Below are 25,919 nucleotides of genomic sequence, written 5' to 3' on the forward strand. Positions count from 1 at the left end.
AAAAGGAGGAGCACGAATGGCGTTACAGGATGGGCTGCTTTCGTTTGCCATCAAGGAGACCATTTTCCTCTCATCCGATAGAGCCGGAATCGGCGAATTGCAAGAGCTGGAACTGGTGCCTGATGTCGAGGTTCTGGAAAACGATTCGTATGTCTCGATCACGGGTTGCTTGCAATTGGTAGGAAAATACGAGCCGATCAGGGAGGCCGCAGAAGCGAACAGCGGCGGAACGGAAACTCTGGTTGAGGCAGTAACTTTTCCGCCGTTTCGTCAGGAAGCGTCGGAAGAGGTGCAGTACGGCTGGGAGGAGCAAATCGGCCATCGCATCCCGTTGAACATTACGATTCCGTTGGACCGGATTGCGGAAATTGGCGACATTTACGCGATTGTAGACAGCTTTGATTACAAGCTGGAATCTCCGCATCAAATGCTGATTGATGCAGATTTGAAAATCATGGGGATTCTTTTGGGCGAACAACAGGCTGCCCAGCCAGCGTCAGCCGATCAGGAACCGGCTGCAGAGGAAGCGAGAGCCTGGGAATACGCCCATGCGACGGACGAATCGTATCAGGAGTACGCTTCACCTGCCTCTCTGGACGAAATCGAGGAAAAGCTGAGTGCGCTCGAAGCAGAACTGGAACGGCAGGCATTGCCAGCTTCTTATGACTCGACTGAATCGCCGTCCGTTTTCGACGCTCCCGCGATTGCCTACAGCGATCCTGAGGATATCCCGTCGCAATACGGGGAAGTGCAGGAACATTATGGCGAGGTGCAGGAGGTGGCGCAAAGTGAGCCGCAAAAAGCGTGGATGGCCGATCCTGCCGCTTACGAAACGCACGGTCAGGCTGAGGCTCAGTACGACTCCCCTGCGTACGATGCGCTTGCCTATCAGGATGTTCAGGCCCGCGAGCAGGAGAGAAAACAGCATGACGCGGATGAACCTGTGCTTGCCATCCACGAACAGAACGAGATTGATTACGCTCCGGTAGCGAGTGAGCCTGACGAGTCTGCCTACGATGCGAATGCCGTACAAGAAGTGCATGCCGACCTCGAGGAAGAGGAAGCAGAGCCAGTAATTGCGCAGCCAGAAGTGGTGGAAGAGACAGAGCTGAAAGTAGCCATTTCCGGCAAGGCTTCCCGCGAAGAGAAGGCCAATGTCAACATCACCACCATCTTTTCGCAAGCCAGTCGCGCCAAACAGGAAGCGCAAGCCAGCGAAGCGGAGTCCTCGTCCAGCACCTCCCGCCACGGCTCTTCAGTGGGGGCGAGTCCCGGGACGATGGAGGCGATGCATAATCTCACCTCGTTCGTGCGGCGCAAGGAAGAGAGCACAAGTCAGTTGAAGATGTGCATCATTCAGCGTGACGAGACGCTGGAGCATATTTCCCAGCGCTATTCGTTGCCAGTGTCCAAAATCGTGGAAGTGAACAGGCTCGCTTCCGAACAGGTTGTCGCGGGACAAATTTTGTACATCCCGCAATAAAGGAGTGGGGGACCGTGGATAAGATCGATCTCTCCGAAGTTTGCCAGCATTATCGGGCGCGCGTGATTCGAATCACGCCGCTCGATGACTGCTATTTACTGGAGACTAACCGGGGCCCCAAGGAACTCCACGTCTGGCCGCGTGTGGATGTGATGCGCTGGTCGTTTGCCTGGCGCGAGCGATTGGCTCGTCAGGGGTTTCGCGTAGTGGAAAGGTTCATACGTACGCGAGAGACCAAGCCGTTTCTGGTTGTAGGCAAGCGTGGCGTCACCATGACCGACCACGCCCGGCACATCGAAGCGTGCGAGCCTGGGACGGAATGGGCTTACAGGTGTGGCCGAGTCATTGGCATGATGCACTTGTCTCAACAGGAAAGTCCCATCTTGTCGGGGATCGATTACTTGAAGCAAGAGCAAATCGGTGCAGATGCCAAATGGACGAAGGCCAAGGCGTTCGCAGAAGCGTTTCGGAACAAGCACGGACGCGAGCCGGGAGAAAAAAGATGGGTAGCAGAGTTGATGCAGCCGATGCTTCAGCGAATGGAGCGCTCTTCGGCCATGCTCACTCATCCGAGTATTACGCCGGAAACCGTCAGTGTGTCGCATCGGGAGCTGCTGCGGGACAATTGGGGCATGGTGAAAGGCGAGCTGTACCTGAGGGGCTTTTTCCGGCCAGCCTTGTCCGTTCAGCAAAGAGACGTGGCGAGTTTTCTGCGGGATCATTACTTGACGCATAAAGATCTGGGGCAAATTGACGCTTTTCTCGACGGATACGAGGAGGTCAAGCCGCTCACCTACGGAGATTACACCGTCATGCTCGCTTTTATGGCTCGTCCTCGCGAAGTGTACAAAAGCATGGAAGCCTACACCAGACGGATTGCGAACAGGGAAGAAGCATCGGTAAAAGCGATCGAGCAGGCGCTGCGCATTCAAGAGTCGGTAGACCAGTTGCTTCAGCACATTGCGTACCGGGCTGAGCAGACGAGGAGGGAGGGAGTAGATGAGCCGATATGACGATGTTTATCCGTTGTTTCAAGAGTACGATATGTACGCGCAGAGCATCGATCTTCTAAAAGAACCAAACGTATTCAAGGCGACGACTCCCTACGGCTCTTACGTCTGCAAGCGGGCGAACGTGTCTGCCAAGCGGCTCGTTTTCGTAAGCGACATGCTGCGCCAGCTGCAGCAGCGAGGCTGGGATGGGGCGGTTCCTTTTACGTATACGAAATTCGATGACCCGTTTATTGTGCTGGGGGATGCGGTGTACTATGTGACGCCCTGGCAGCCGGTGAGCGAGGAGTGGACAGAGCAGCCGCTGGCGTGGGCAACTCCAGCCATCGAGCGGCTGGCCGAGCTTCATCATCTGACGCAAAACTATCGCTTCGACGATCCGCGACAGGTAGAGCCGCTGATCGACTCGCTGCTGAATCGCTGGCAGTATTGGCAAGGCCAGATGGAAAAGGCGGCGGAAGTGGCGGGAGGGCGGCAGTATCCTTCTCCGTTCGACCTCGTCTTTTTGGCAAACAAAGCGTTTGTGACGGAGATGAGCCAGACAGCCACTGACCTTTTGACCGACTGGAAAGAACGGCATGAGACACACGCGCATTTTCGCCTGTCGCTGATTCACGGCTATCCGCACCCCGCGCATATCGTGCCGGATCGCTCGGGGAAGGGAAAGCTGCTCAATTTTGATCGAGCCAGCTTTGACACGCCTGTGCGCGACCTCACCCTGTTTTACCGGACGTATTTCCAACTGGCGGGAGATGAAGCAGGCGCCTCCCAGCTGTACCATCGCTACGCAGCCATTTTTCCCTTGCGACCGGAAGAAATCGAGCTGTTGGCAGCGTTCCTGTCGTACCCGGAACGAATCATGAGGGACATCGACGTCTATTACCACAATCGCAAAGATTGGAGTGAGCTGTACGCGGTGAAGCGCCTGGAAAAAGATATGGACCGTCTGATGCGGTTGCACCGTTGGGTCCAGCAAGCTTTTTGACGAGCAACGTCTCACAAAGGTGGGGCGTTGCTTTTTGCATTTACAGCCACTCCAGCACGATCGCCACGTACAAAAGGGCGAGCAGGCCGAGAAGGATCACGTCAAACGAGGTGGGAAACAGGACGGTGCGGATGAACTGAAAAATCATCAAGGGAATCAACACTTGCTTGCATCCATATTTGATTCGCAGGTAGGTAGGGTTGTACTTCCAGCGAAAATTCATCATCGTTATCACCTCATTTCAGCATATGCGAGGTGGGCTGGGTCAGTGCCTAGATTTCCGCAGCGAAAAAACGAGATTTCTTTCTTGTTTACGTATATTTGAACATATGGGTTTGAGAATGGGAGGAAACGGGAACGTATAGGGCAGGAAGGCTAGGACGAACGTGTAAAGGTGAGCGAATGATCTGGAAAATAGCACTCTACTTGTCAGGGATAGGTATAGGTGTGTATTTGATTTTCTTATCCTGCGGCTTGCAGCGGCAACCGCATAGATGGTTTGACATTTCTTTTTTGCAAGGGATCGGACTGATTGCCTGGGGACTTGGCAGTTTGCTCGTTCTTGCTTTCGCCTGGATCGGTCACGGGCTAGGGGTGCCGTTTTGTTCAGGGACTTATCTGGCGGGCATCGTTTCCTTGCTCTTTTTGCTTTTGACGCACAGACCGCTGCGCGCGAAAACGCAAATCAAGGGTGCCCAGCTTTTAATGGACTGGCAAATGAGCACAAGGCAGCACACAGGCATCGTGCAGGTGATTCTTCTGGTCATCACCGCTTCCTTGCTTGCGCTGCCGGAAATGCCGTTTTATGCTAAAGTAGGGTTGGCTATAGCTGTTGGCTATACGAGCGTTCGGACATACTTAAACAATAGGGACAACCAGCATCTCATGTCGGAGACGCTATCGTCGGTCAGCTCTCTGGAATCGAGGCTTACCCAGCAACTCGCCCATACGAAGTGGATGAACAATCAGCTGTCTCTCGTTGAGGAACTCAAGCAAAATTACGAGGAATTGCTGATTGCGAGCAACAAAATCAGCGTGAGCGACGTCCATTACGATAGCATTCACCGCATAACGACTGAGCTTGTAGATGTCTGGTTTCATCAAATCAAAACACTTGCTTACATTGGCATCAGTTGGGAGTCCGAGCACGGGGATGTTTATTTTCACATGGAGCGGGGCAGACGCGACGACCATGGCGCTGCGCACTTTGTCGAGGAGCGGATTGTCGTCTCGGAGCAGTGGGACACCGCCAAGACACCCCGCTATGTCAGGCTGTTGGCTCAGACTGTATGCAACGAGTACGATATGGAAACAAAAGAGCTGGAGCAATCGTTTTTCCAACTGCTGCTCGTGACCGTGCGGGGATTGATCTTGCGCTGCCTGCATGAGCACCAGTCGTCAGAGCTGAAAGAGCTTGAGCTGGAGATGGGCTTGGCTCGCAGAATCCAGTCCATGCTGATTCCGAAAGAGGAATGGCGGGTGGACGGATTGCGCGCCAGAACCGTTTTTGTTCCGGTCACTTACGTAGGCGGAGATTACATTGATTTTGTCCCGATTGATGAACGCTACACTTGTTTTATTGTAGCGGACGTATCCGGGCACGGTCTGCCTGCGAGCATTTGGGCGACAGGCATTCGCATTGCCGTAAGGGCGGTGCTGCAAAACAACGCGTCGCCGGACGACATTTTGCAGCGGTTGAATCAGCTGCTGTATACCGATTTGGCCAAAACGCGCTCGTACATTACCATGCTGGTCGCCGTCTACGACTCTGTCCAGCACAAAATTTTGCTTGCCAGGGCAGGCCATCCGCAGCCGCTCTATTTGTCGGCGACGAAAAAAGCGGTTCTGCGCTGCAACGGGGGCGTAGGACTAGGGCTTTTGGCGGATAGCACCTATCAGCTTGAGGAAGTACCCTTGAAAGAAGAGGGTATACTACTACTATACACAGATGGATTATTGGATACGGGAAGAAAAGATGTGCTGCGAAGCTCTCACGGTTTGCTCGAAGAACTTGCTGTTCTTTTGGACGAGCACGAGCCGGGCAGTGAAGAGACGATTGAGCGTGTGGAATCGTACCTGTGGGCGATGATGCGCCAAGGCCAGCAAACCGACGACATATCCGTTTTGATTTTGCAGTTTCAGTCCGGCTCTTCTGCTGGACAGAGAGGAAAGGAAACTCCTGTACTGTTGGGAGTACCCGAGCTGAAGCGCCCGTGAATAGGAGGATGAACGGTGATTCTGTGTGAACAGTGTCCGGACAATCCCTCTTGTCGCAACTGTCTTCTGGAGCTCCGTTCTGGCGGGTCCGCCCAAAAAGTGCTGCCGCCGCGCAAGGTAAAAGTGACGGAGCTTGCGACAATGGAAACAAGTCAAGCGCAATTGATAGCAGTCAGCCGGACAGCTATCGGCCTGCTTAGTCCGTCCAAACAATTGCATGGACGCATGGAGGTCGAGCTCGCTTTCGATTTTCGCATTATCGGCAGCGGGCTACAGGGAATCAACGGTGTTCCTTACTATGTCGTTGATATCGAGAAGGTTTTGCGCAAAGAAGAAGTTCTGGAGCGATTGCTTCTGGAAGAATTTCACACCTGGCATTTGCGTGGCGAATTGGACCCTACAGACGTATTAACTAATTGGAAAGATCGCGACGACGAGCGAGGACGGCTGATTAAACAGGAGCTGCAAAAGCTGTCGATCCTGCGGCAAATCGAATCGATCTTCCTCTACCTTTTTGATGACGGAAACATCCGCCCGCTTGGATCGAGTCGGGCAGATCCGGATGTCGAGACACAGATGCAGCGTCTGATCAACGAAGCGGCTGTTCGTGGCGCAGGCGAATCGCTGCGGGAGCAGATCGTCAGCGGCGACGGGAAAAAAGTATTCGAGATGTATGTTTCCGATCTCCCGGACCGTACCTGTGGGATTGCCCTGATCGATGTCACGGCAGCTATCGCGGAAGAACGGATGAGAAAGCGGCGCGAATGGGAGATTTACCGCGATATTTTAGGGGTGGTTACCGCCGGAAAGCTGCTGCTGCTAAGCGACGAAGAGCTGTTTTTTTTGCTGCGGGAGGGCCGGAAATCGCTGGCGATGGACATCAAGGAGCCAGGCGATCTGGCTTTGCTCAGGCGAGCGTTCAAGCGTGCTCTTGAGCCGTTGGGGCTTGTTGCCAACCGATTGCTGCAATTTTTGGTGGCGGTTAACGAAGCGGCTTCGAATACACTCAAGCATGGAAGCGGTGGAACGATTACTTTGTACATAGCAAACGATCTGGGACTTTGCCGGGTTGTCATTCACGACCAGGGGCAGGGGATTTTGCTGGAGGACTTGCCGCGAGCGACGTTGCAGCAAGGATTTTCGACGCGAAACTCCCTCGGTGCGGGCTTTCATGTCATGCTGCAATACTGCGATCGCATTTATTTGAGCAGCACAGCACAAGGGACCAAGCTTATTTTGGAGAGTGCGTTGCCAAGCTGATGAACATTGGGGAAAATACCAAATGTTTGCAAGTGGAGTGAACCGGGTAACATGAGAGAGAGAAAAGAATCAGGTGTACCGATACCTATTGAGAGGAGTTTGAGCATGGACTACCGAGCAACAGAGACGAACGGACAGGCGACGCTGTTTTTCGCTGGAGAGCTGGACATGGCGGTGGGAGATCGAGTGGGTGAACTGCTCCAGCAATACGGAGGGCGAAACCATTCCGTGACTGTCGATTTTCATGGTGTATCCTTTGTAGATTCTTCCGGTATTGGCAGTCTGTATTTCACAACGAAAGAATTGCTTGCCTCTGGCAAACAGGTAGAGATTGTCAATGTCCGGGAAGAAATTTTGGACATTTTAAGTGTACTGGGCTTTACCGAGGCGCTGGGCATTACGGTCGGAAAAGTAGGCGAAACCGGGTTTGACGCCAAACAGCGTGATTGTATATAATAAGCAAAGGCAATGATCCCACAACTACATATCGTATCAATGATGATCGGGAAGAGTAGGTCAGGAGCCCTTTTACAGAGAGGAGAATCAGTTGCTGGAAGATTCTCTAAGGAGACAATGGACTGAAGGTCGCCCGGGAGTTGTTTTTGGTGAACACGATGTGTCTAGCCGAAAGCGGTTCGCAGCCGTTATCTTGTTTGAGGGAACTTGCGATGGGCAGTTTTGCCTGTCGTCTGTTAACAAAGGTGGTACCGCGAAATGAAATCCTTTCGTCCTTTGGATGAAGGGTTTTTTTATTTTTTCTAGAGGAGGACCTAACTATGTCAAATCAGCCAACAACCGACATCGACCAATTGCTGCCGAAGAACTACGATCCGAAGGCAGCAGAGAGCAAATGGTATCCGTACTGGATCGAAAAGCAGTTTTTCAAGGCGGAACGCGACCCGGCGAAGCGTCCGTTCACGATCGTCATCCCGCCTCCGAACGTAACAGGCAAGCTGCATTTGGGCCACGCGCTTGATACGACGCTTCAAGATATCATCACGCGCGCCAAACGGATGCAAGGGTACAGCACGCTGTTTTTGCCAGGGATGGACCACGCAGGGATCGCCACACAAGCCCGTGTAGAAGCGACTTTGCGCGAAGAAGGAATCTCCCGCCACGACCTCGGCCGTGACAAGTTCATCGAAAAAGTATGGGAATGGAAGCATATTTACGCTTCGCACATTCGCGAGCAGTGGGAAAAGCTCGGTCTTGCCCTGGATTACTCCCGCGAGCGTTTCACGATGGATGAAGGCTTGTCCAAAGCGGTGCGCGAAGTATTCGTCCGTCTGTACGAAAAAGGGCTGATCTACCGCGGCAACCGCATCATCAACTGGGACCCGGCTGCCCGTACGGCTCTGTCCGATATCGAAGTTATTTACAAAGAAGTAAAAGGCGCGCTTCACCACATGCGTTATCCGCTGGCTGACGGTACTGGCTACATCGAAGTAGCGACCACTCGTCCGGAAACGATGCTCGGTGATACGGCAGTCGCTGTCCATCCGGAAGACGAGCGCTACAAGCATTTGATCGGAAAAATGGTCATTTTGCCGATTGTCGGCCGGGAAATCCCGATCGTAGCAGACACGTATGTCGATCCCGAGTTCGGTTCCGGCGCGGTAAAAATCACGCCTGCGCACGATCCGAACGACTTTGAACTGGGACTTCGCCATCAGTTGCCGCAAATCGTCGTCATGGACGAAACCGGAACGATGAACGAACAGGCAGGCATTTACAAAGGTCTGGACCGTTTTGCGTGCCGCAAGCAAATCATTAAAGATTTGACAGAGCAAGGCGTAATGTTCAAGGTAGAGGAGCACATTCACCAGGTAGGTCACAGTGAGCGCAGCGATGCTGTCGTGGAACCGTACCTGTCTACCCAGTGGTTTGTAAAAATGCAGCCATTGGCTGACCTGGCGCTTGCCAACTCCAACAGCGAAGAAAGCGTCAAGTTCGTTCCGGAGCGCTTCAAAACGAACTACTTGCGCTGGATCGAAAACATCCGCGACTGGTGCATTTCCCGCCAGCTCTGGTGGGGTCACCGCATTCCTGCCTGGTATTGCGCAGATTGCGGGGAAACCGTCGTATCTCGTGACGATGTAAGCGAATGTCCGAGCTGCCACAGCCACAAGCTGGAGCAAGACAACGACGTTCTCGATACGTGGTTCTCGTCAGGTCTGTGGCCGTTCTCCACGCTCGGCTGGCCGGAAGAATCCGAGGACATGAAGTATTTCTACCCGACCAATGTACTGGTTACCGGATATGACATCATTTTCTTCTGGGTAGCGCGCATGATGTTCTCCGGTCTTGAATTTACCGGAAAAAGTCCGTTTGAATCCGTGCTGATTCACGGCATTATCCGCGACTCCGAAGGCCGCAAAATGTCCAAGTCGCTCGGAAACGGTGTCGATCCGATGGAAGTGATCGAAAAGTACGGCGCGGACGCTCTGCGTTTCACACTGGCTACAGGAAACTCGCCAGGGAACGACCAACGCTTCTACTGGGAAAAGGTGGAGGCTAACCGCAACTTCGCGAACAAGATTTGGAACGCCTCGCGTTTTGCCCTGATGAACTTGACCGGATTCACTTACGACGATATAGATCTCAGCGGCGAGCTGTCGACGCCAGACAAGTGGATTCTCTCCCGTCTGCAAGCGACGATCGCTGACGTCACGCGCCTGTCCGACGCATTTGAGTTTGGCGAAGCGGGCCGCGTGCTGTACAACTTCATCTGGGATGACCTGTGCGACTGGTACATCGAGATGGCGAAGCTGCCGCTCTACGGAAACGACGAAGCAGCGAAGAAAACGACCCAATCGGTACTCGTCACCGTGCTGGATCAAACACTCAAGCTGCTGCACCCATTCATGCCATTCATCACTGAGGAAATTTGGCAGGCGCTGCCGCACCAAGGCGAGAGCATTACCGTAGCTCCTTGGCCTGCGGTCAATGAGCAGTGGATTTTCGCTGAGGCAGAGGGCGAAATGAACTTGCTGATGGAAATTATCCGCAGCGTGCGCAATATCCGTGCGGAAGTAAACGTGCCGATGTCCAAGAAAATCGAACTGATGATCAAGCCGAGCGATGCGATCTCGGCAGAGCGTCTGGCTCGCGGCGAGGAGTATATCGCGCGTTTCTGCAACCCGGAGACGCTGACGATCAGTCAGGACCTGGCGACGCCGGAGAAGGCAATGTCTGCGGTTGTGACAGGAGCAGAGCTGTTCTTGCCGCTTGCTGGGCTGATTGACATCGAGCAGGAGCTGAAGCGTCTCGACAAAGAGGTGGCTACCTTGAATGGTGAAGTGGAGCGAATCGAGAAAAAGCTGAACAACGCTGGCTTCATGGCGAAAGCCCCGGAAAAAGTAGTGGAAGAGGAAAAGGCGAAGATGGCCGACTACATGGAGAAGCGCGATAAGGTCATTGCGCGACTTGCCGAACTGAAAGGCGAATGATCCGCCGTACCAACGCATATTTTTGAGAATGGAGCATTGTAGTATGCATGCAGAAGCATCATTTGTTGAATACAAAGAAGCGCTCGACTGGCTGCATGGACTGCTTCGCTTCGGTCAGCGGCCGGGGCTTGAGAGAATGCAGTGGGTACTTGAGCAACTGGGTCATCCGGAACGGAGAATCCCGTTTATTCATGTGGCAGGCACCAACGGAAAAGGCTCGACATGCGCATTCCTGACGCAAATGCTGATGGAGGCGGGTTACAGTGTCGGGACGTTCACTTCGCCGTATTTGCTAGATTTCCGCGAGCGCATTCGCTACAACGGGAGCATGATCAGCGAGGCTGATCTGCTCTCGCTGGTGAATGAAGTGAAAGTCTTGAGCGAGCGCTGCGAGCAGGAGACGGATTTTGGCTCGCCTACCGAATTTGAAGTGATTACGCTGATCGCCATTCTCTATTTTTCGAGAGTGGCGCGACCAGCTGTCGTTGTATGGGAAACAGGGCTTGGCGGTCGGCTCGATTCGACCAATGTCGTCCTGCCGCTCGTTTCTGTCATCACGAATATCGGCATGGATCATACACAAGTTTTGGGCGATACGCTGCAGGACATCGCCCGTGAAAAAGCTGGCATCATCAAGCCGGGCGTGCCTGTTATCACTGGCGAGACACGAGAGGAAATTCTCGCTGTGTTCAAGGAGCGGGCTCGCGAGACGCGAAGCACGCTGTACAGCCTGCGCGAGCATTTTTTTGCCGAACAGGTAGAAGAAGAACTGGGACAGCAGCGTTTCCGCTACGGCAGCATCCATCGGCGCGATGAATCTACCTATCGTTTGACGATGAACGGCATTCACCAGACGACGAATGCAGCGATTGCTCTGATGACCATTGATGTCTTGCGCAACTATTTTTCGTTCTTGCTGGAAGAAGAAGAAATATCGCGCGGCTTGCAACAAACACGCTGGCCTGGTCGTCTAGAAGTCGTCTCGCCAAGACCGCTTGTGATCTTGGACGGGGCGCACAATCAGGAGGGAATGGAAGCGCTGGCCAAAAGTCTGGAGCGGCTTTTGCCGAACGCTGCGGGTCTGCACCTGCTCTTTTCCGGCTTGGCGGATAAACCGCTATCCGAGATGGCCAAAGCACTCGCTCCCCTCAAGGAGCGAATCCGATCCTTATACGTAACGGAATTTGACTTTCCGCGTGCAGCAGATGCAAGCACGCTGCGCGAGGCGTTTTTGCAAGGTGGATGGTCAGAGGAAAACCTCGAAGCCGTCCCGGACTGGCAAACGTTTCTCCTTTCTTGGATGCGGGAGAAGCAATCAGCGAAAGCGGATGACTGGCTGGTCGTCTGCGGTTCGCTCTACTTCATCGCCCAAGTGCGCGCATTCTTTCCCACTACAGTAGAAGAGGCAGGTGAATAGGGTGGATCAGGCTAGGCACGTCCACTTTGTGGGCATCGGCGGATATGGCATGAGTGCCATTGCCCGCGTCTTGATCGACCTTGGATACAAGGTAACCGGCTCCGATGTCGCCATGAACGATTTGGCGAAGAAGCTGGAAGCGAGAGGGGCGGTCGTTCATATTGGCCACAATGCTGCCCATGTAGAGGGAGCAGACAGTATTGTTTACTCTACCAGCATATCCCCGGACAATCCGGAGGTAGTCGCTGCGGAAGCGCTGGGGATTCCGGTCATGCACCGCTCCCAAATGCTTGCCCAGATTTTAAATGAACGAACAGGCGTAGCTGTTGCAGGCGCGCACGGGAAAACGACTACGACGTCCATGATTTCGCATGTACTGGAAGAGTGTGGCGTCGATCCGACCTTTATTATCGGCGGCGAGCTGATGAACGCAGGCACGAATGCCAAGGCTGGCACGAGTGATTTTGTCATTGCGGAAGCGGATGAAAGCGACGGTTCTTTTCTGGAATACCGACCGATGTACGAGATTGTGACCAGCATCGAACCGGATCACCTGGAGCACTTCGGTGGCGATTTCAACAACTTGAAAAAGGCGTACGTCCAGTTTTTGAGCCATCTCAAGCCGGGCGGCAAAGCCATTTTGTGCATCGACGACGCGCATGTGCGCGAGGTGCTGCCTTCCGTTGCAGGTACAGTGGTAACGTATGCAATTGATCCGTCGTTTGCAACGCAAGCCGAGTTTCGTGCCGAGGCAATCGAGTGCGGAGATCGCTGCAGCACATGCCAGGTGTACCACCAGGAAAAGCTGCTCGGCACACTCTCGCTTACCGTACCGGGCAAACACAATATCGCCAATGCGCTCGCTGCCATCATCGTCTGCCTGGACGCCGGGCTTTCGTTTGAGCAGATCGCAGGAGCTTTGACATCTTTTCGCGGGGCGAAGCGGCGGTTCCAGATCATCGGGGAAGCGCGCGACATTTTGGTAGTCGATGACTATGCGCACCATCCGACAGAGATCATCGCGACACTGAATGGGGCGAAAGCATCCGGGCGTCGGGTCATTGCGGTGTTCCAGCCGCAGCGCTACACGAGAACGTATTTCCTCATGGATGAGTTCAGTCGCGCTTTTGCCCAGGCTGATGAAGTAATCGTCACAGACATCTACTCTCCGGCCGGAGAAGCCAAAATCGAAGGGGTAACTTCCGAGGTGCTCGTCCAAAAAATCAGGACCAACAGCCATCCGCGCGCGCAATACATTCCGACCAAGGAACAGATGCAGGAAAAACTGTTCAAGGAATTGCAAGCAGGTGACCTGGTGCTGACCATGGGAGCGGGAGATATTTGGAAGTCTGCCTACTGGTTGGCGGAAAAGCTGGAAAAATAAGAAGCATACGCAGTGAAAGACCTGGTTTCGCAAAGAGCCAGGTCTTTTTTTTGTGGACAAAAACATAAAAATTAGTACCAGATAATAATATCTAGTGTTATGATGTGATTATAATAAACCGAGGTGATGATCGATATGATGAACATAAGTGTTGTACCATCCCGTCTCACAGCGATTGGAACTTATGTGCCAAGCCGTGTGCTTCGCAATGCCGATCTGGAAAAAATGGTCGAGACTTCGGACGAGTGGATTTTGCAGCGCACCGGAATACATGAGCGGCGAATGGCGGCAGACGATGAATTTACGAGCGACTTGGCGATCGCCGCTGTGCAAAATATGGCGGACACCTATCAAAAAGAGCTGACGGACGTCGATCTGATTCTGGTTGCGACCAGCACCCCGGACTATCCGTTCCCCAGCGTGGCGAGCCAAATCCAGGCTCATTTTGGCATCGCACAGGCGGGGGCCATGGATCTTGCCGCTACGTGCGCAGGCTTTACTTATGCACTGCACACAGCGAATGCCATGATCAGCTCCGGACTGCATCGCAAAGTGCTGGTAGTAGCTGCCGAAACATTGACCAAAGTGACGGATTACACTGACCGGACGACTTGCATCCTGTTTGGCGACGGTGCAGGCGCTGTCCTCGTGGAGGCGGACGAGGAGGCTCCCGGTTTCCATGCAGCTTATTTAGGCTCCAAAGGAGATGGTGGAATCCACGTGTACCGCTCCGGGCTGTCGACAAACATGGATGGCAAACAACTGACGGGCGGGGGCTGCATCGTCCAAAACGGCAGGGAAGTGTACAAGTGGGCAGTCACGACAGTGCCAGTCGGCATGCAAGCCGTCGTTGACCGCGCGGGAATCACGCTGGACGAGGTGGACTGGTTCATTCCGCACAGCGCCAATCTGCGCATGATCGAATCGATTTGCGAGCGCAGCGGCTTTCCGATCGAGAAAACGTTGTACAGTCTGTCCTATTACGGCAATACATCGGCGGCTACCATTCCGCTGGCGCTCGGGCTTGGCATTCAGGAGGGCAAGGTAAAGGCGGGAGACAAAATTTTGCTGTACGGATTTGGCGGAGGGCTTGTCCACGCCGGGCTGTTGCTGACCTGGGACCCGAAAAAGGCGTAACTGCCGAGCAGCTTTTCCGCTTTTTGGAAAGAGCTAGATTTTAAACTGCTAGAGAATTTGCTAGATTTGCTAGATCATAGTCATAACCCGTCCCGCCCAGACGTAAGCTAGTACAAAGAGCCTGCAAGCTGGGAGGGCATGAGCGTGAACGGAGAAAAGAAAAATCATGTAACCGTCAAGATGAATGGAAGGTTTTGGGACGAAAAACGCGAGACACAAAAGCAGGAAGCAAGCGCAAAACGTACGCCAAAAGACGACACGCCGCGCGTGAAAATTCAGGGTCCAACCGTGATTCCGCCACAGAAAAAGGAAAACGACGCCTGGGAACGAATGATGCAGCTCAGAGGCGCAGCCCAGCGGGAGACGAGCAGGGATGTGACGCCAATCGCAGTGGAGTCATCGGAAGAGGTCCCGTGGCAGGAAGAGGTTACAGAAACAACAGAAACATACGGCAGCTACAGTCACACGCCTGCCAAACGGCTCCTGTCGTTCTGGCCCAAGGCACCGATCTGGCGCACGGCTTTGACGACGGGCGGGGCTGTCGCAATCGGACTTCTTTTCGGATTTTTGGTGCTGAACATTTTTTCGCAGGAACAATTTTCGCAATCGTATGGAAGCGTGTTGAGCGATACCGTGCAAACGTTGACAGCCCAAGACACCGAAAGCGATTCAAGCGGGGAGCAGAAGCCGCCTGCTTCGTCTGAGGAGGCAGGTGCAGGTACAGGTGCAAAAACGTCTGGCGAGAATGCGCCTGCTGGCGAACAGCGCGATGTTTCGTTACAGGTGCCGCAAATCAGCATGTTCGTCGCACAGGCAGGTGTCTTCCAACCGGACGCCTCCAAGCAATCCGCAGTGGAGCCGCTGGCCAAGGCGGGGATTCCGCACCTGCTGTACAAAGATACAGACGGAGGCAAACAGTATATGTTCGCTGCTGCTGCCCCCACCAGAGACGCCGTACTGGGCTTTGCCAGCAGTTTGAAAAACAAAGGAATGGATGTATACGTCAAAGAATTTGCGTTTCCCGCTTTTCAGGGAGCAGTTCCGGTGAGCAAATCTGCTGCTGATGCAGAAGGACAGAAGGTACAGGCGTTTTTTGACAACGGCGTGAAGCTCGCCAAGACGCTTTCGGCGCAATCGGGAATGATCATTACGTCGGGACAGCTGTCTGCCACTCCGCAGGAAACAGCCGATTTGAAAGAATGGCATCGCCAATTTTTGGAGGACAGCCGACTGATTCAGGTGCAGACTGCGTGGAAGCCGCTTTTTGAAGGAATGGTAAACGGGATCAATCAGGCACTGGCAGCCCGCGACAAGATGGCGGAAGCGAGTGCGGGAAAAAAAGGAGAAAGCGCCGAATCGTATGCGTGGCAAGTGCAGGCGGGCGTGCTCGGTTATTTGGAAAACTACGCGAGCTGGGTGCAATTGGCGCGTTGAGAGAAACGATGAGGTGGCGATCAGGCTTTCGCAAGATTTCTTGCAGGAGGCCTTTTCTTTTTATACAGTAACTACCAAGAGCAATCAGGGATTGTTTCACCCCTTCCCATTTGCTAAACTTATGGTTGGCAAAAAGAGAATCCCTTCTAAAAAGGGAGTTGGGAAAAGGAATGGGGAAAGAAACGCTTACACTCGTGTTTCTACTGGTAAGTGGTCTACTGTTTGGCAGCATCGTCGGGGAAATTCTCGGTCCCTGGGTGCCTTTTTTGACCAAAAGCAAGATGATCACATGGTCACCTGCGGCAGATTTAGAAATTTTGAAGTACGACCTGAACTTTCAGGTAAAACTAAATCTAGCCAGTATCGGGGGACTTGCCCTCGCGTTTTGGATACATCGACGGATAAAGTAGGTTGAAAAATGACGACGAAAAAACAGGATACTCTCATTCTTGCTTCATCATCGCCTCGCCGCAGAGAGCTGTTGCAGGCGTTGGGGATTCCGTTTACGGTAATGACGAGCGATGTCGACGAGACGACTGCGCCAGGCTTGTCGCCAAAAGAAGTAGTGGAAGAACTGTCTCTGCGCAAGGCAAATGCAGTGGCCGATCGCTTGACAGAAGGCGTCGTTCTCGGGTCCGACACGATTGTCGTTCTGGATGGACAAATACTGGGCAAGCCAGAAGACGAAGCGGACGCGTTTCGCATGCTGTCCATGCTTCAGGGGCGAGAACATACCGTTTACAGCGGAGTGGCCCTGATTGACGCAGCGATTGGACGCTCTGAGGTGGCGCATAGCCATACCCAAGTGAAGATTCGCCCGTTGAGCGAAGCAGAGATCAAGTCGTACATTGCAACGAAGGAGCCGATGGACAAGGCAGGCTCCTATGCGATTCAAGGAATCGGAGCCACGATTGTGGAGGGGATCACCGGAGATTACTTTACGGTAGTCGGATTGCCGCTGTGCTTGACCTCCAATCTGCTTGCGCGTTTCGGGATGTCCATTTTGTAAAGTTGTTTCGCTTTATTGAAAAGTGACAACGGCCAACCGCCCCATGACCTTCATCAGAGTCAGCCGTTGACGAATTTGAAAGAGGCTGGAGGCGGCGAAAAATGGCAGCAAATACCTGTAACAAAACAGACGTCAAAAACGTCCCTTACTATGACCGTCCACGTGAACGACTGCTTCGCGAAGGAGCGGTCCATCTGTCTGATACAGAACTTCTTGCCATTTTGCTGAGGACAGGCAGCGAGCGGGAGACAGCCTATCAGTTGGCGCAGCGCTTGTTAGCCAAATTTGGTGACTTGCGTGGATTGGCGCAAGCCTCTCACGCTGAGCTGAGAGAACTGAAGGGGATCGGCCAGGTAAAAGCGGTTGAACTGCATGCCGCTTTTGAACTCGGACGCCGCTTGGTGGGCATACCGCGGATAAGCCGTGCCTCCATCCGTTTGCCGCGCGATGTAGCTGACCTGATGTCGCCTGAGCTTGCTCATCTGACACAGGAGCACTTTGTCTGCCTCTTTCTAAATACGAAGAACCACGTGATTGGCAAGCAGACTATTTTTGTAGGCAGTCTGGACGCTTCCATCGTACACCCTAGAGAAGTCTTTAAAGAAGCGATCCGTCGTAGCAGCGCATCGGTGATTTGCCTACATAACCATCCGAGTGGAGATCCGACACCTAGCAGGGAAGATATCGCGATTACGCACACATTGCGTGAAGCGGGCGAACTGGTAGGGATTTCATTGTTGGATCATGTGATTATCGGGGATGGCAGGTACGTCAGCTTAAAAGAGCAAGGGTACTTGTAGGAGTTAATAATGCTTGTCATTTGTATATTATTGGAAGGAGTTTTTTTATGTTTGGTGGATTTACACGTGACTTGGGGATTGACCTCGGCACTGCCAATACACTTGTTTTCGTCAAGGGAAAAGGAATTGTCGTGCGTGAACCTTCTGTAGTAGCGATTCGCACGAACAACAATTCTATTGAAGCGGTGGGAAATGCGGCCAAAAGCATGATCGGCCGTACACCTGGAAACATCGTGGCTGTTCGTCCGATGAAGGACGGAGTGATCGCAGATTTTGACACGACAGCAACGATGATGCGTTATTTCATTAATCAGGCTCAAAAAAACCAGGGCCTGTTCAGTCGTCGCCCGAATGTAATGGTTTGTGTGCCTTCTGGCATTACCGCTGTAGAGAAGCGCGCCGTTGAGGATGCGACGAAGCAGGCTGGTGCGCGCGAGGCTTACACGATTGAAGAACCGTTCGCAGCGGCTATCGGAGCCGATCTGCCTGTTTGGGAGCCTACCGGAAGCATGGTTGTCGACATCGGGGGGGGTACGACAGAAGTAGCGATCATTTCTTTGGGCGGGATTGTTACTTCCCGTTCCATCCGCGTGGCTGGAGATGAGATGGACGAGGCGATCATCCAGTACATCAAGCGTCGCTACAACCTGATGATCGGGGAGCGCACAGCAGAGACCTTGAAGCTGGAGATTGGCTCCGCCATCGCACCGGAAGAACCGGAGAACGTCGATATTCGCGGTCGCGACCTCGTAACAGGCTTGCCTAAGACGCTCTCTGTCAGCAGCACGGAAATTGCCGAAGCCCTGGCAGAGACAGTCGCAGCGATTATCGAAGCCGTGAAGGTGACTTTGGAGAAGAGTCCGCCGGAACTTGCGGCAGATATTATGGATCGCGGGATCGTGTTGACAGGTGGTGGCGCGCTTCTGCGCAACATGGATCGTCTGCTCAGCAAGGAAACAGGTATGCCCGTGCACGTTGCGGAAAATGCGCTGGATTGCGTAGCGATCGGAACAGGTCGGGCATTGGAAAATATCCACCTGTTCAAATCGAAACAAGGCATCACCTCTTCCCGACAAAAACGGGGTAAATAAACGGAGGTTTCGGGCATGTCGTTTTTCGGGAATAAGCGGCTAATTATTGTACTTGTAGGCTTGGTCCTCTTAATCTCCGTCGTTGGCTTCACTTCTCGTGAACGGGATAACCTGACATGGCCAGAAATGTTTTTCAAAGATACGTTCAGCGTGGTGCAGGGCTTGTTTTATCGCCCTGCCCAAGCTGTTTCTGGCTTTTTTCAGGAAATTGAAGAAGCGTACAGTGTATATGAGGAAAATAAGGCATTGAAGGCGGGACTGGATCATTATGCCCGTTTGACAGCAGAGTTGCACGATCTCAAAGCGCAGAATGAACGGCTGCGCAAAGACCTGGAAGCGAAAAATACGCTGAAATCTTCGTATAATCTCCTGTTTGCGGAAGTCGTGGCTCGCAATCCCGATACGTGGAACAACGTGATTACGATCGATCTGGGACTGAAGAGCGGCATTAAAAAAGATATGGCGGTCATTACGGCAAAAGGGATGATCGGGCGTGTACAAAGTGTTGCCAACTTTTCCGCTACGGTTGAACTGTTGACAAGCTATGAGCGGCGCGATCACATTTCAGCGGATATTCAAGCCACGCAGGTTGTGGACGGCAAAACGATTTATGAGCCTATCAGCGGCGTCATCGAGGAATACGACCCGCAGGAGCGCTTGCTCGTCATGCGCAAAATTCCTTGGGGCAAAAAAATCGAACCGAAGCAACAAGTCATCACCTCTGGGCGCGGGGGAGTCGTTCCGCGGAATTTGCCGCTTGGCTATATTGTTCGGATCGTCCCGGATGACTACGGGCTGACTCAAACGGCTTACATACAGCCAAGCGCAGATTTTTCGCAATTGAGCGAAGTGATGGTGGTAGAGCGTGACTTTACCATTTCCCCGAACGGAGAGCTGATTCCGAAGCAGCCAACTGGAGAGGCGCCTGCGACAGGAGGAAAAACGGCAACGCCCAATTCGACGGGAACACCTTCCACTGGAACTGGCGGAGGTGGACAGTAGATGGCGAGGTTTTTATTGACACTGGGTGTCGTGGTCTTGTTTGTTCTGGAAGGGACAGTCATGCAGGTCCTCTCACCTGATCTATGGGGACTGTCATGGATGACAGTCCCTCGCTTCGCGCTCGTATGCTGTATTTTCATTTCCATGTATCTCGGCAGACGGGAAGGGCTGTACTACGGGTTGGCATTCGGATTTTTGCAGGATGTTTTGTTTGGACAAGTCATCGGCATTTATACGATGTCGATGATGGTTGCCAGCTATTTTGCCGGCTTGATTGTCTTGCTGTTCCAAAGGGGCATCGGAATGGTGTTCGTGACAAGCTTTTTGATTTTGTTTGGACACGAGTGGCTCTTGTACTCTCTGTACCGTCTGTTCTCGGTCGCTCCTTACGATGTGCAGTGGATTCTCACTCATCAAATTTTGCCAAGTGTATTGTTGAATCTCGTTTTTGGCCTGATTGTGTACGTGCCGATCAAGAACGGATGCAACAAGGTACTCGCCAAAAAGGAAATGCACATGGACTGAAATGGAGACGGGGAATTTCCCGGAAAGGAGAGGATCACTCGTGGAAGAAACCAAAGAACCCAAATCGCACATACCCGTGCGTCTTAATATTTTGTTTCTGATCGTCTTCCTGTTTTTTGCTGCGATCATTTTGCGGCTCGCTTTCGTCCAACTGGTTGAAGGGGAGCAGTATCGGCATGAACTGGAAAAATTCAGTATCCGCGAGTTGCCAATTCCTGCTCCGCGCGGACGAATCATGGACAAAAACGGCGAGGTGCTCGTATCCAACAAGCCTGTTTACACTGTTCAATACGTCGAAGAGCAAGGACAAGACATCGATGAAGAAAAAGTCGCTGACCGACTCGCGAAAATCCTGATTCCTGATATCGGAAAAACGGGAACGGACAAAGAGTTGCTCAAAAAGACGATCGACTTGGGCTCCACTTTGCCGATTGCTTTTAACAATGAGGAAACAAACGCGTTGAAAAGCAGAGTAGCTGCCAAGCTGCAAGCTGTTCCCAAGCAGGAAGCGGTGGACAGCATGTCCGATTTCGAGCTGGTGAAGACGGCTCTGTATGTAGGGTTGCGCGTACGTTCGCCATTTGATGACAAGCAGCGAAAAGACGTGATCAAAAAGCTCAATGCCAACAACAAGAGCGCAGAGAAAGCCTTGACGGAAGACAACGTTTCCGATTTTGAGCTGCTGAAGATGGCGATCAGCGCCAACATGCAGCTGACGCTCACGTTGGACAAGGAAGATCGCGATGCCCTCAGCAAGGAAGTGAAGGCGCAAATTCGCAAACTGCCTGCCCCCAACGGACTGTCTGACAAATCCGACATGGAGCTGTTGCGTTACGCCTCGCTGTTTGAACTGGATGTACAACTTCCGCTCAAACCGGAGCAGCGGCAATTTCAATGGCACAAGCTCTCACTTTTGCAGGAGATGCGCTCGCCGCAGATGGCGAGCTATATCCCGCGGCGTGTGAAGGTAAACATCACAGACAATGAGATGTTTCAAATCGAAGAACGCCGTACAGAGCTGCCTGGGATTAGCGTTGTGCTGGAGCCTGTCCGGCAAATTTTCCGGGACCCGGATGGCTCTGCTTTCGGAACGCACTTTCTCGGCTACATCAACGCGATTCGCCCCGAGAGCCTGAAAGAGTATCAGGCGCAAGGCTACAATGCGATTGACCGCGTTGGTGTCACCGGACTGGAAAGCTCCTATGAGAGATATTTGCGCGGCAAGGACGGCGTCATGGATGTCTTCGTAAACAAAAACTCGGAGACGGTGAAAAAGGAAATGCGGCCGGGAAGAGAGCCGGAGCCGGGCAACGACCTCGTGCTCGCGATGGACTGGCGCTACCAGAGCAAGGTGGAAGCGATCCTGAAAGAAGAGGTAGAGGCGTTTAAAAAGCGGCCTACTACACCAAAAGAGTTCAAGGATGCGCACGTTTTGGTAATGAATCCGAATACGGGCGAGATTTTGGCGATGGCCAGCTACCCGGATTACGATTTGAACCTGTACTACGATCGCAAGGCGTTCAACGAAAACTACACCTCGCTCATTTTGCCGAACGAGTCCAACCGGTTCATTTATACACCGTACCCTCCTGCCTCTACTTACAAGCCGTTGTCAGTCATGATCGCGTTGCAGGAAGGGCTGACGACGCCAAGCGAACCGATTAATGACCGTGGGGGCTTGAATGTCGGTACTTCTTACAAGCGCAACTGGAAGGCTGGCGGACACGGTATCGTCAACGCGCGCCGCGCTTTGCAAGTTTCGAACAATACGTACATGTACGAAATGGCGATCCGCTTGGCGAGAAAAGGTAAAGAAGGCTGGGAGAAACAATTTTCCGTGCTGGATTACTACAATGCCCAGTTCGGACTTGGCGTCAAAACAGGCATTGACCTGCCGGGCGAGAAGACAGGCTGGGAAAACCCGAACCTGTACTACGGGAACTTGGCTGACGCGATGATCGGTCAGTACGATTTGTTTACACCGATACAGATCGGGCAATATGTCTCGACGATTGCCAATGGCGGGTACCGGGTTCGTCCGCACCTGGTCAAGGAAATACGCAAAGGCACGACCGATCCGAAGCAAAAAGGACAGACGCTTGCACAAATTGAGCCGCAAGTTTTGAATCGGGTCAACATCGATCCCAAGTACATCCAGGTCGTAAAAGAAGGGATGCGCATGGTTACGCAGCCAGGCGGTACGGTTCAGCGTTTTAACGGGTTGCCGTTTGCCGTGGCGGCGAAATCCGGTACAGCGCAGACCGGAAAAAGTGCGGAAAACGCGCTGGTTGTAGGCTTTGCGCCGTATGAGAAGCCTCAGCTCGTGTTTGTCGTCGTCGCACCAAACAGTTTGCGGGACGGGACATCCAGTTCGGATGCGACTGGTCCGATCGCGCGCCGTTTGCTGGAAGCTTACAACGAATTGAATCCGGGAGTTTTGACAAACGGAGTACCGATTCCAAATCCGCCCTCCTCTAAATAAATAACGGGACGAGACCTTCGCCCAGCAGCATTTGACCCGATTCGGCAAATTTTTCATGCAGAGCAGGAGAAATCTTTCTGTATGGCGAATGGTATCGGTCGAGGTGAAACCGGGTGACGACTGTGAAAAGCAAGGTCACAATCAAAGGGACTAAAGAAGGTCTCGTCTTCTTTATGGATGATGCCTGTTCCTTCGACGAACTGCTGGCCGATGTGCGTGAAAAAATAGAGCATAGCCACCAACAGATATTGTCGGGGCCACTGATACGGGTATCCATAAAATTGGGGAAACGTTACTGCACTCCTGAACAACAGGAGCAGTTGACACAAATTATCCGGCAAAAAGGAAACCTGGTGATTCACACGATCGAAGCCGACGTGATCACACGGGAGGAAGCTTTTGCTGAACGCCTAAAAACCCATTTTTCCATACAGGTAAACACCGTTCGCTCTGGTCAAGTATTGGAGTTTGACGGAGATTTGCTTTTATTGGGGGATGTCAATCCCGGGGGAACGGTTCGCAGTACAGGAAGCATTTATGTGCTAGGTCATCTGCGTGGTTACGCCCATGCAGGTATTTCCGGCGATGCACAGGTGATTATAGCGGCTGCGGTCATGAGTCCTACCCAGTTGCGGATTGCCGATGTGATCAGCAAGCCTGGAGAAGAATGGACGAATCATTCCGGAGGGACAGAGTTTGCCTATCTGGACAATGAGACCATGCTCGTAGCAAAAATGAACTACTTGTCGCGAATACGCCCGGATCTTGGCGCGAACAAGCGTGAGGGTTGAGGGAAAGAGGAGGAACGGACGTGGGTATTGGAATAGTCGTAACTTCAGGAAAAGGCGGCGTGGGCAAGACGACCACATCCGCGAATTTGGGAACAGCACTTGCATTGCTGGGCCAAAAGGTGTGCATGGTAGATACTGATATCGGTTTGCGCAATCTCGACGTGGTCATGGGTCTTGAGAACCGGATCATCTACGATCTGGTGGACGTGGCAGAAGGCGCTTGCCGACTTCCGCAAGCGCTGATCAAGGACAAGCGCTTCGAGAACCTTTCCCTGCTGCCTGCTGCCCAGACAAAGGACAAATCGGCAGTCTCGCCTGAGCAGATGGAGGAAATCATCACGCAGCTCAAGCGTGAATTTGATTACGTGATTATCGACTGCCCGGCAGGCATCGAGCAAGGTTTCCGCAACGCAGTAGCGGGAGCCGATCAGGCCATCGTCGTAACAACTCCAGAAAAGGCGGCTGTCCGTGACGCGGACCGCATTATCGGCCTTTTGGAGCGGGAAAAAGTGGGGATGCCAAAGCTCGTCATCAATCGCGTGCGCTCTCACATGGTAAAAAACGGCGACATGCTTGACGTGGAAGACATTTTGGATTTGCTTGCCATTGACTTGATCGGTGTCGTGCCTGATGATGATCATGTCATCAAATCGGCCAATCAGGGCGAGCCTGCTGTCATGAATCATGAATCGCGTGCGTCGATCGCGTATCGCAATGTGGCGCGCCGCTTGCTCGGAGAAGCCGTTCCTCTGCAACCGCTGGAGGAAAAGGCTGGGGTCTTCACGAAAATGCGCAAATTTTTTGGGTTAAAATAGGGTATACTTGGCTCCCCTTCTGTTAAAGAGGGGAGTCACGTTTTCTAGGAGGAAAAACATGGACCTGGAAAAACGACATTTAAAATCGATTGACTGGACCATTATCTTGATTTTGGCCGGGCTTGGCATCTTCAGTTACCTGGGCATTTCCGGATCAGCTGCCGGATTGGACACGGCCCATCGACAGGTGATGTGGTACGTCATCGGATTTATCGTGCTCGGAGGGGTATTGCTTTTTGACTATCGGCTCTTTCACAACTTCTCCTACGTCTTGTACACGTTGGGGCTGATTTTGCTGATCGGAGTCTTTAAGACAACGCCGATCAACAATACGACGAGCTGGTATAACTTGGGGCCTGTGTTGTTCCAGCCTTCAGAACCGATGAAGCTGTTTACGATTTTGACGGTCGCCCGCTTCATGTCCAAACGGGCGGAGGACCCGGATCGTTTTTACTATTTTTACAAGCTGATTCCGGTAGCGGCTCTCGTAGGCGTTCCTTTGCTTTTGATTTTGGTGCAGCCTGACCTGGGAACAGCGATGGTCTTTACAGGGATGCTTGCTACCATGCTGATCGTCGGTGGAATCCGGATGAAGCATGTATTGTACTTGGGCGGCATTATCGGCAGCTTTTTTGCGGCGATGACGCTTTTGTACGAGTACAAGCAAGATGTTTTTTTCAAGATCATCAAGCCGTACCAGTGGGATCGCGTCGTCTTTTGGATGGACCCCGATCTGGACCCGATGGGAAAAGGCTTTCAGTTGAAGCAGGCACTGATCTCGATTGGTTCGGGCCAACTGTTCGGAAAAGGCATTAACACGCCGACACAGGCGAGCTTTGGCTGGGTGCCTGTCGGGGAAAGCGATTTTATTTTCACGGTCATTGCCGAAAAGCTCGGCTTCATGGGCGCAGGGCTGTTGATGATTTTGTTCTTCGCCTTGATTTACCGCATGATTCGCATCGCGATGGAAGCGAAAGATCCGTTCGGCTCCTACGTGGTGGCGGGCGTGGTGGGGATGCTCACCTTCCAGATTTTTGAGAATATCGGCATGACGATCCAGTTGATGCCGATTACAGGGATTCCGTTGCCCTTTATCAGTTACGGGGGGAGCTCGTTGATCACCAACTTTTTGATCATCGGGGTTGTCCTCAATATTGGCATGCGCAAGGATAAGTTGCGATTTGACTAAATGCGTGACAAATCGGAAAGTATATGATAAAATCATCCTAAGTTAACCATTTTTACAAGTTATAGTGGTTTGGATGATTGGTTATGGAGTCGTACGGTTGTGAGAGACGTCACCATTGGTCAATCGCAATTTGTCCGACTTTTTTCCTTGACGCAAAAGGCTTATCTGTAAAAAAGGGGTTAACGCTACACTCTTTCGCCTCATGGGGCGTAATGTTCAGGGAGGTTTTGTTTCATGCAACAAGGTATCGTAAAATGGTTTAACGCAGAAAAAGGATACGGTTTCATCCAAGTTGAAGGTGGAGACGACGTATTCGTTCACTACAGCGCGATCCAGTCTGAAGGTTTCAAATCTCTGGACGAAGGTCAAAAAGTTGAGTTCGAAATCGTTCAAGGTAGCCGTGGACCACAAGCTGCTAGCGTAACTAAACTGTAAACTT

23 protein-coding genes and 1 other annotated feature are annotated in these 25,919 nt (G+C 52.6%); of the genes, 22 read left to right on the plus strand and 1 reads right to left on the minus strand.

All coding sequences use genetic code 11. The features are described from left to right. The first annotated feature begins 16 nt into the window (after positions 1-16). Genes HP435_RS09580 through HP435_RS09590 form a run of 3 tightly spaced genes read left to right on the plus strand, consistent with a single transcriptional unit; the run spans position 17 to position 3,478 of the window. Positions 17-1,483 carry a LysM peptidoglycan-binding domain-containing protein gene (locus HP435_RS09580; protein WP_173597478.1) on the plus strand — a complete coding sequence of 489 codons (1,467 nt, stop codon included), beginning with the start codon at positions 17-19 and terminating at the stop codon, positions 1,481-1,483. 14 nt (positions 1,484-1,497) lie between these two features. Further along, positions 1,498-2,496, plus strand: a complete 999-nt coding sequence (locus HP435_RS09585) for a phosphotransferase (protein ID WP_122964245.1) — start codon at positions 1,498-1,500, stop codon at positions 2,494-2,496. Then, entirely contained in the window at positions 2,483-3,478 is a 996-nt protein-coding gene (locus HP435_RS09590) for a protein kinase family protein (protein ID WP_173598629.1), read from the plus strand. Before HP435_RS09585 ends, HP435_RS09590 begins: the two co-directional genes overlap by 14 nt. A 40-nt stretch (positions 3,479-3,518) precedes the next feature. Here HP435_RS09590 and HP435_RS09595 read toward each other — a convergent pair whose 3' ends face one another. Further along, complete coding sequence (locus HP435_RS09595; protein WP_063230156.1) at positions 3,519-3,704, minus strand: hypothetical protein; 186 nt, start codon at positions 3,702-3,704, stop codon at positions 3,519-3,521. Between the two features lie 176 nt (positions 3,705-3,880). Here HP435_RS09595 and HP435_RS09600 point away from each other — a divergent pair, with 176 nt between their 5' ends. The 19 genes from HP435_RS09600 to HP435_RS09690 all read left to right on the plus strand — a co-directional run bounded on the left by HP435_RS09600 (position 3,881) and on the right by HP435_RS09690 (position 25,915). Then, complete coding sequence (locus tag HP435_RS09600) at positions 3,881-5,695, plus strand: PP2C family protein-serine/threonine phosphatase (RefSeq protein WP_229049888.1); 1,815 nt, start codon at positions 3,881-3,883, stop codon at positions 5,693-5,695. 15 nt (positions 5,696-5,710) lie between these two features. After that, positions 5,711-6,955, plus strand: a complete 1,245-nt coding sequence (locus tag HP435_RS09605; protein WP_122964243.1) for an ATP-binding protein — start codon at positions 5,711-5,713, stop codon at positions 6,953-6,955. 105 nt (positions 6,956-7,060) lie between these two features. After that, complete coding sequence (locus tag HP435_RS09610; RefSeq protein ID WP_063230159.1) at positions 7,061-7,411, plus strand: STAS domain-containing protein; 351 nt, start codon at positions 7,061-7,063, stop codon at positions 7,409-7,411. Positions 7,412-7,444: 33 nt separating this feature from the next. Continuing rightward, positions 7,445-7,691: a binding site (T-box leader), on the plus strand. A 40-nt stretch (positions 7,692-7,731) separates the two neighbouring features. Further along, complete coding sequence (locus HP435_RS09615; protein WP_173597477.1) at positions 7,732-10,404, plus strand: valine--tRNA ligase; 2,673 nt, start codon at positions 7,732-7,734, stop codon at positions 10,402-10,404. A 43-nt stretch (positions 10,405-10,447) separates the two neighbouring features. Then, entirely contained in the window at positions 10,448-11,821 is a 1,374-nt protein-coding gene (locus tag HP435_RS09620; RefSeq protein WP_063230161.1) for a bifunctional folylpolyglutamate synthase/dihydrofolate synthase, read from the plus strand. A 1-nt stretch (position 11,822) separates the two neighbouring features. Next, complete coding sequence (gene murC, locus HP435_RS09625) at positions 11,823-13,205, plus strand: UDP-N-acetylmuramate--L-alanine ligase (protein ID WP_122964240.1); 1,383 nt, start codon at positions 11,823-11,825, stop codon at positions 13,203-13,205. A gap of 135 nt (positions 13,206-13,340) precedes the next feature. After that, positions 13,341-14,342 (plus strand): ketoacyl-ACP synthase III, encoded by a 1,002-nt coding sequence (locus HP435_RS09630; protein WP_173598628.1) that lies wholly within the window; start codon positions 13,341-13,343, stop codon positions 14,340-14,342. A gap of 144 nt (positions 14,343-14,486) precedes the next feature. Further along, on the plus strand, positions 14,487-15,776 hold the full coding sequence (locus HP435_RS09635; protein WP_173598627.1) for a hypothetical protein: 1,290 nt from the start codon (positions 14,487-14,489) through the stop codon (positions 15,774-15,776). 281 nt (positions 15,777-16,057) lie between these two features. Continuing rightward, positions 16,058-16,186 carry a DUF4321 domain-containing protein gene (locus HP435_RS09640; protein ID WP_229049943.1) on the plus strand — a complete coding sequence of 43 codons (129 nt, stop codon included), beginning with the start codon at positions 16,058-16,060 and terminating at the stop codon, positions 16,184-16,186. A gap of 8 nt (positions 16,187-16,194) precedes the next feature. Further along, positions 16,195-16,785 (plus strand): Maf family protein, encoded by a 591-nt coding sequence (locus HP435_RS09645; protein WP_122964236.1) that lies wholly within the window; start codon positions 16,195-16,197, stop codon positions 16,783-16,785. A 101-nt stretch (positions 16,786-16,886) separates the two neighbouring features. Beyond that, complete coding sequence (gene radC / locus HP435_RS09650; RefSeq protein WP_122964235.1) at positions 16,887-17,585, plus strand: RadC family protein; 699 nt, start codon at positions 16,887-16,889, stop codon at positions 17,583-17,585. A gap of 47 nt (positions 17,586-17,632) precedes the next feature. After that, positions 17,633-18,676: a rod shape-determining protein gene (locus tag HP435_RS09655; protein WP_063230168.1), complete on the plus strand. Its 1,044-nt coding sequence runs from the start codon at positions 17,633-17,635 to the stop codon at positions 18,674-18,676. Positions 18,677-18,691: 15 nt separating this feature from the next. Then, on the plus strand, positions 18,692-19,678 hold the full coding sequence (gene mreC, locus HP435_RS09660; protein WP_173597473.1) for a rod shape-determining protein MreC: 987 nt from the start codon (positions 18,692-18,694) through the stop codon (positions 19,676-19,678). Beyond that, positions 19,679-20,203 (plus strand): rod shape-determining protein MreD, encoded by a 525-nt coding sequence (gene mreD / locus HP435_RS09665; RefSeq protein ID WP_122964233.1) that lies wholly within the window; start codon positions 19,679-19,681, stop codon positions 20,201-20,203. Positions 20,204-20,243: 40 nt separating this feature from the next. After that, positions 20,244-22,685: a peptidoglycan D,D-transpeptidase FtsI family protein gene (locus HP435_RS09670; protein WP_122964232.1), complete on the plus strand. Its 2,442-nt coding sequence runs from the start codon at positions 20,244-20,246 to the stop codon at positions 22,683-22,685. A gap of 113 nt (positions 22,686-22,798) precedes the next feature. Next, entirely contained in the window at positions 22,799-23,476 is a 678-nt protein-coding gene (gene minC / locus HP435_RS09675; RefSeq protein WP_122964231.1) for a septum site-determining protein MinC, read from the plus strand. A gap of 20 nt (positions 23,477-23,496) precedes the next feature. Continuing rightward, positions 23,497-24,291, plus strand: a complete 795-nt coding sequence (gene minD / locus HP435_RS09680) for a septum site-determining protein MinD (RefSeq protein WP_122964230.1) — start codon at positions 23,497-23,499, stop codon at positions 24,289-24,291. Between the two features lie 58 nt (positions 24,292-24,349). After that, complete coding sequence (locus HP435_RS09685) at positions 24,350-25,480, plus strand: FtsW/RodA/SpoVE family cell cycle protein (protein ID WP_122964229.1); 1,131 nt, start codon at positions 24,350-24,352, stop codon at positions 25,478-25,480. A gap of 234 nt (positions 25,481-25,714) precedes the next feature. Then, positions 25,715-25,915, plus strand: a complete 201-nt coding sequence (locus tag HP435_RS09690) for a cold-shock protein (protein ID WP_005832370.1) — start codon at positions 25,715-25,717, stop codon at positions 25,913-25,915. Positions 25,916-25,919: the final 4 nt, after the last annotated feature.

Source organism: Brevibacillus sp. HD3.3A, from assembly GCF_013284375.2.
Classification (GTDB): domain Bacteria; phylum Bacillota; class Bacilli; order Brevibacillales; family Brevibacillaceae; genus Brevibacillus; species Brevibacillus parabrevis.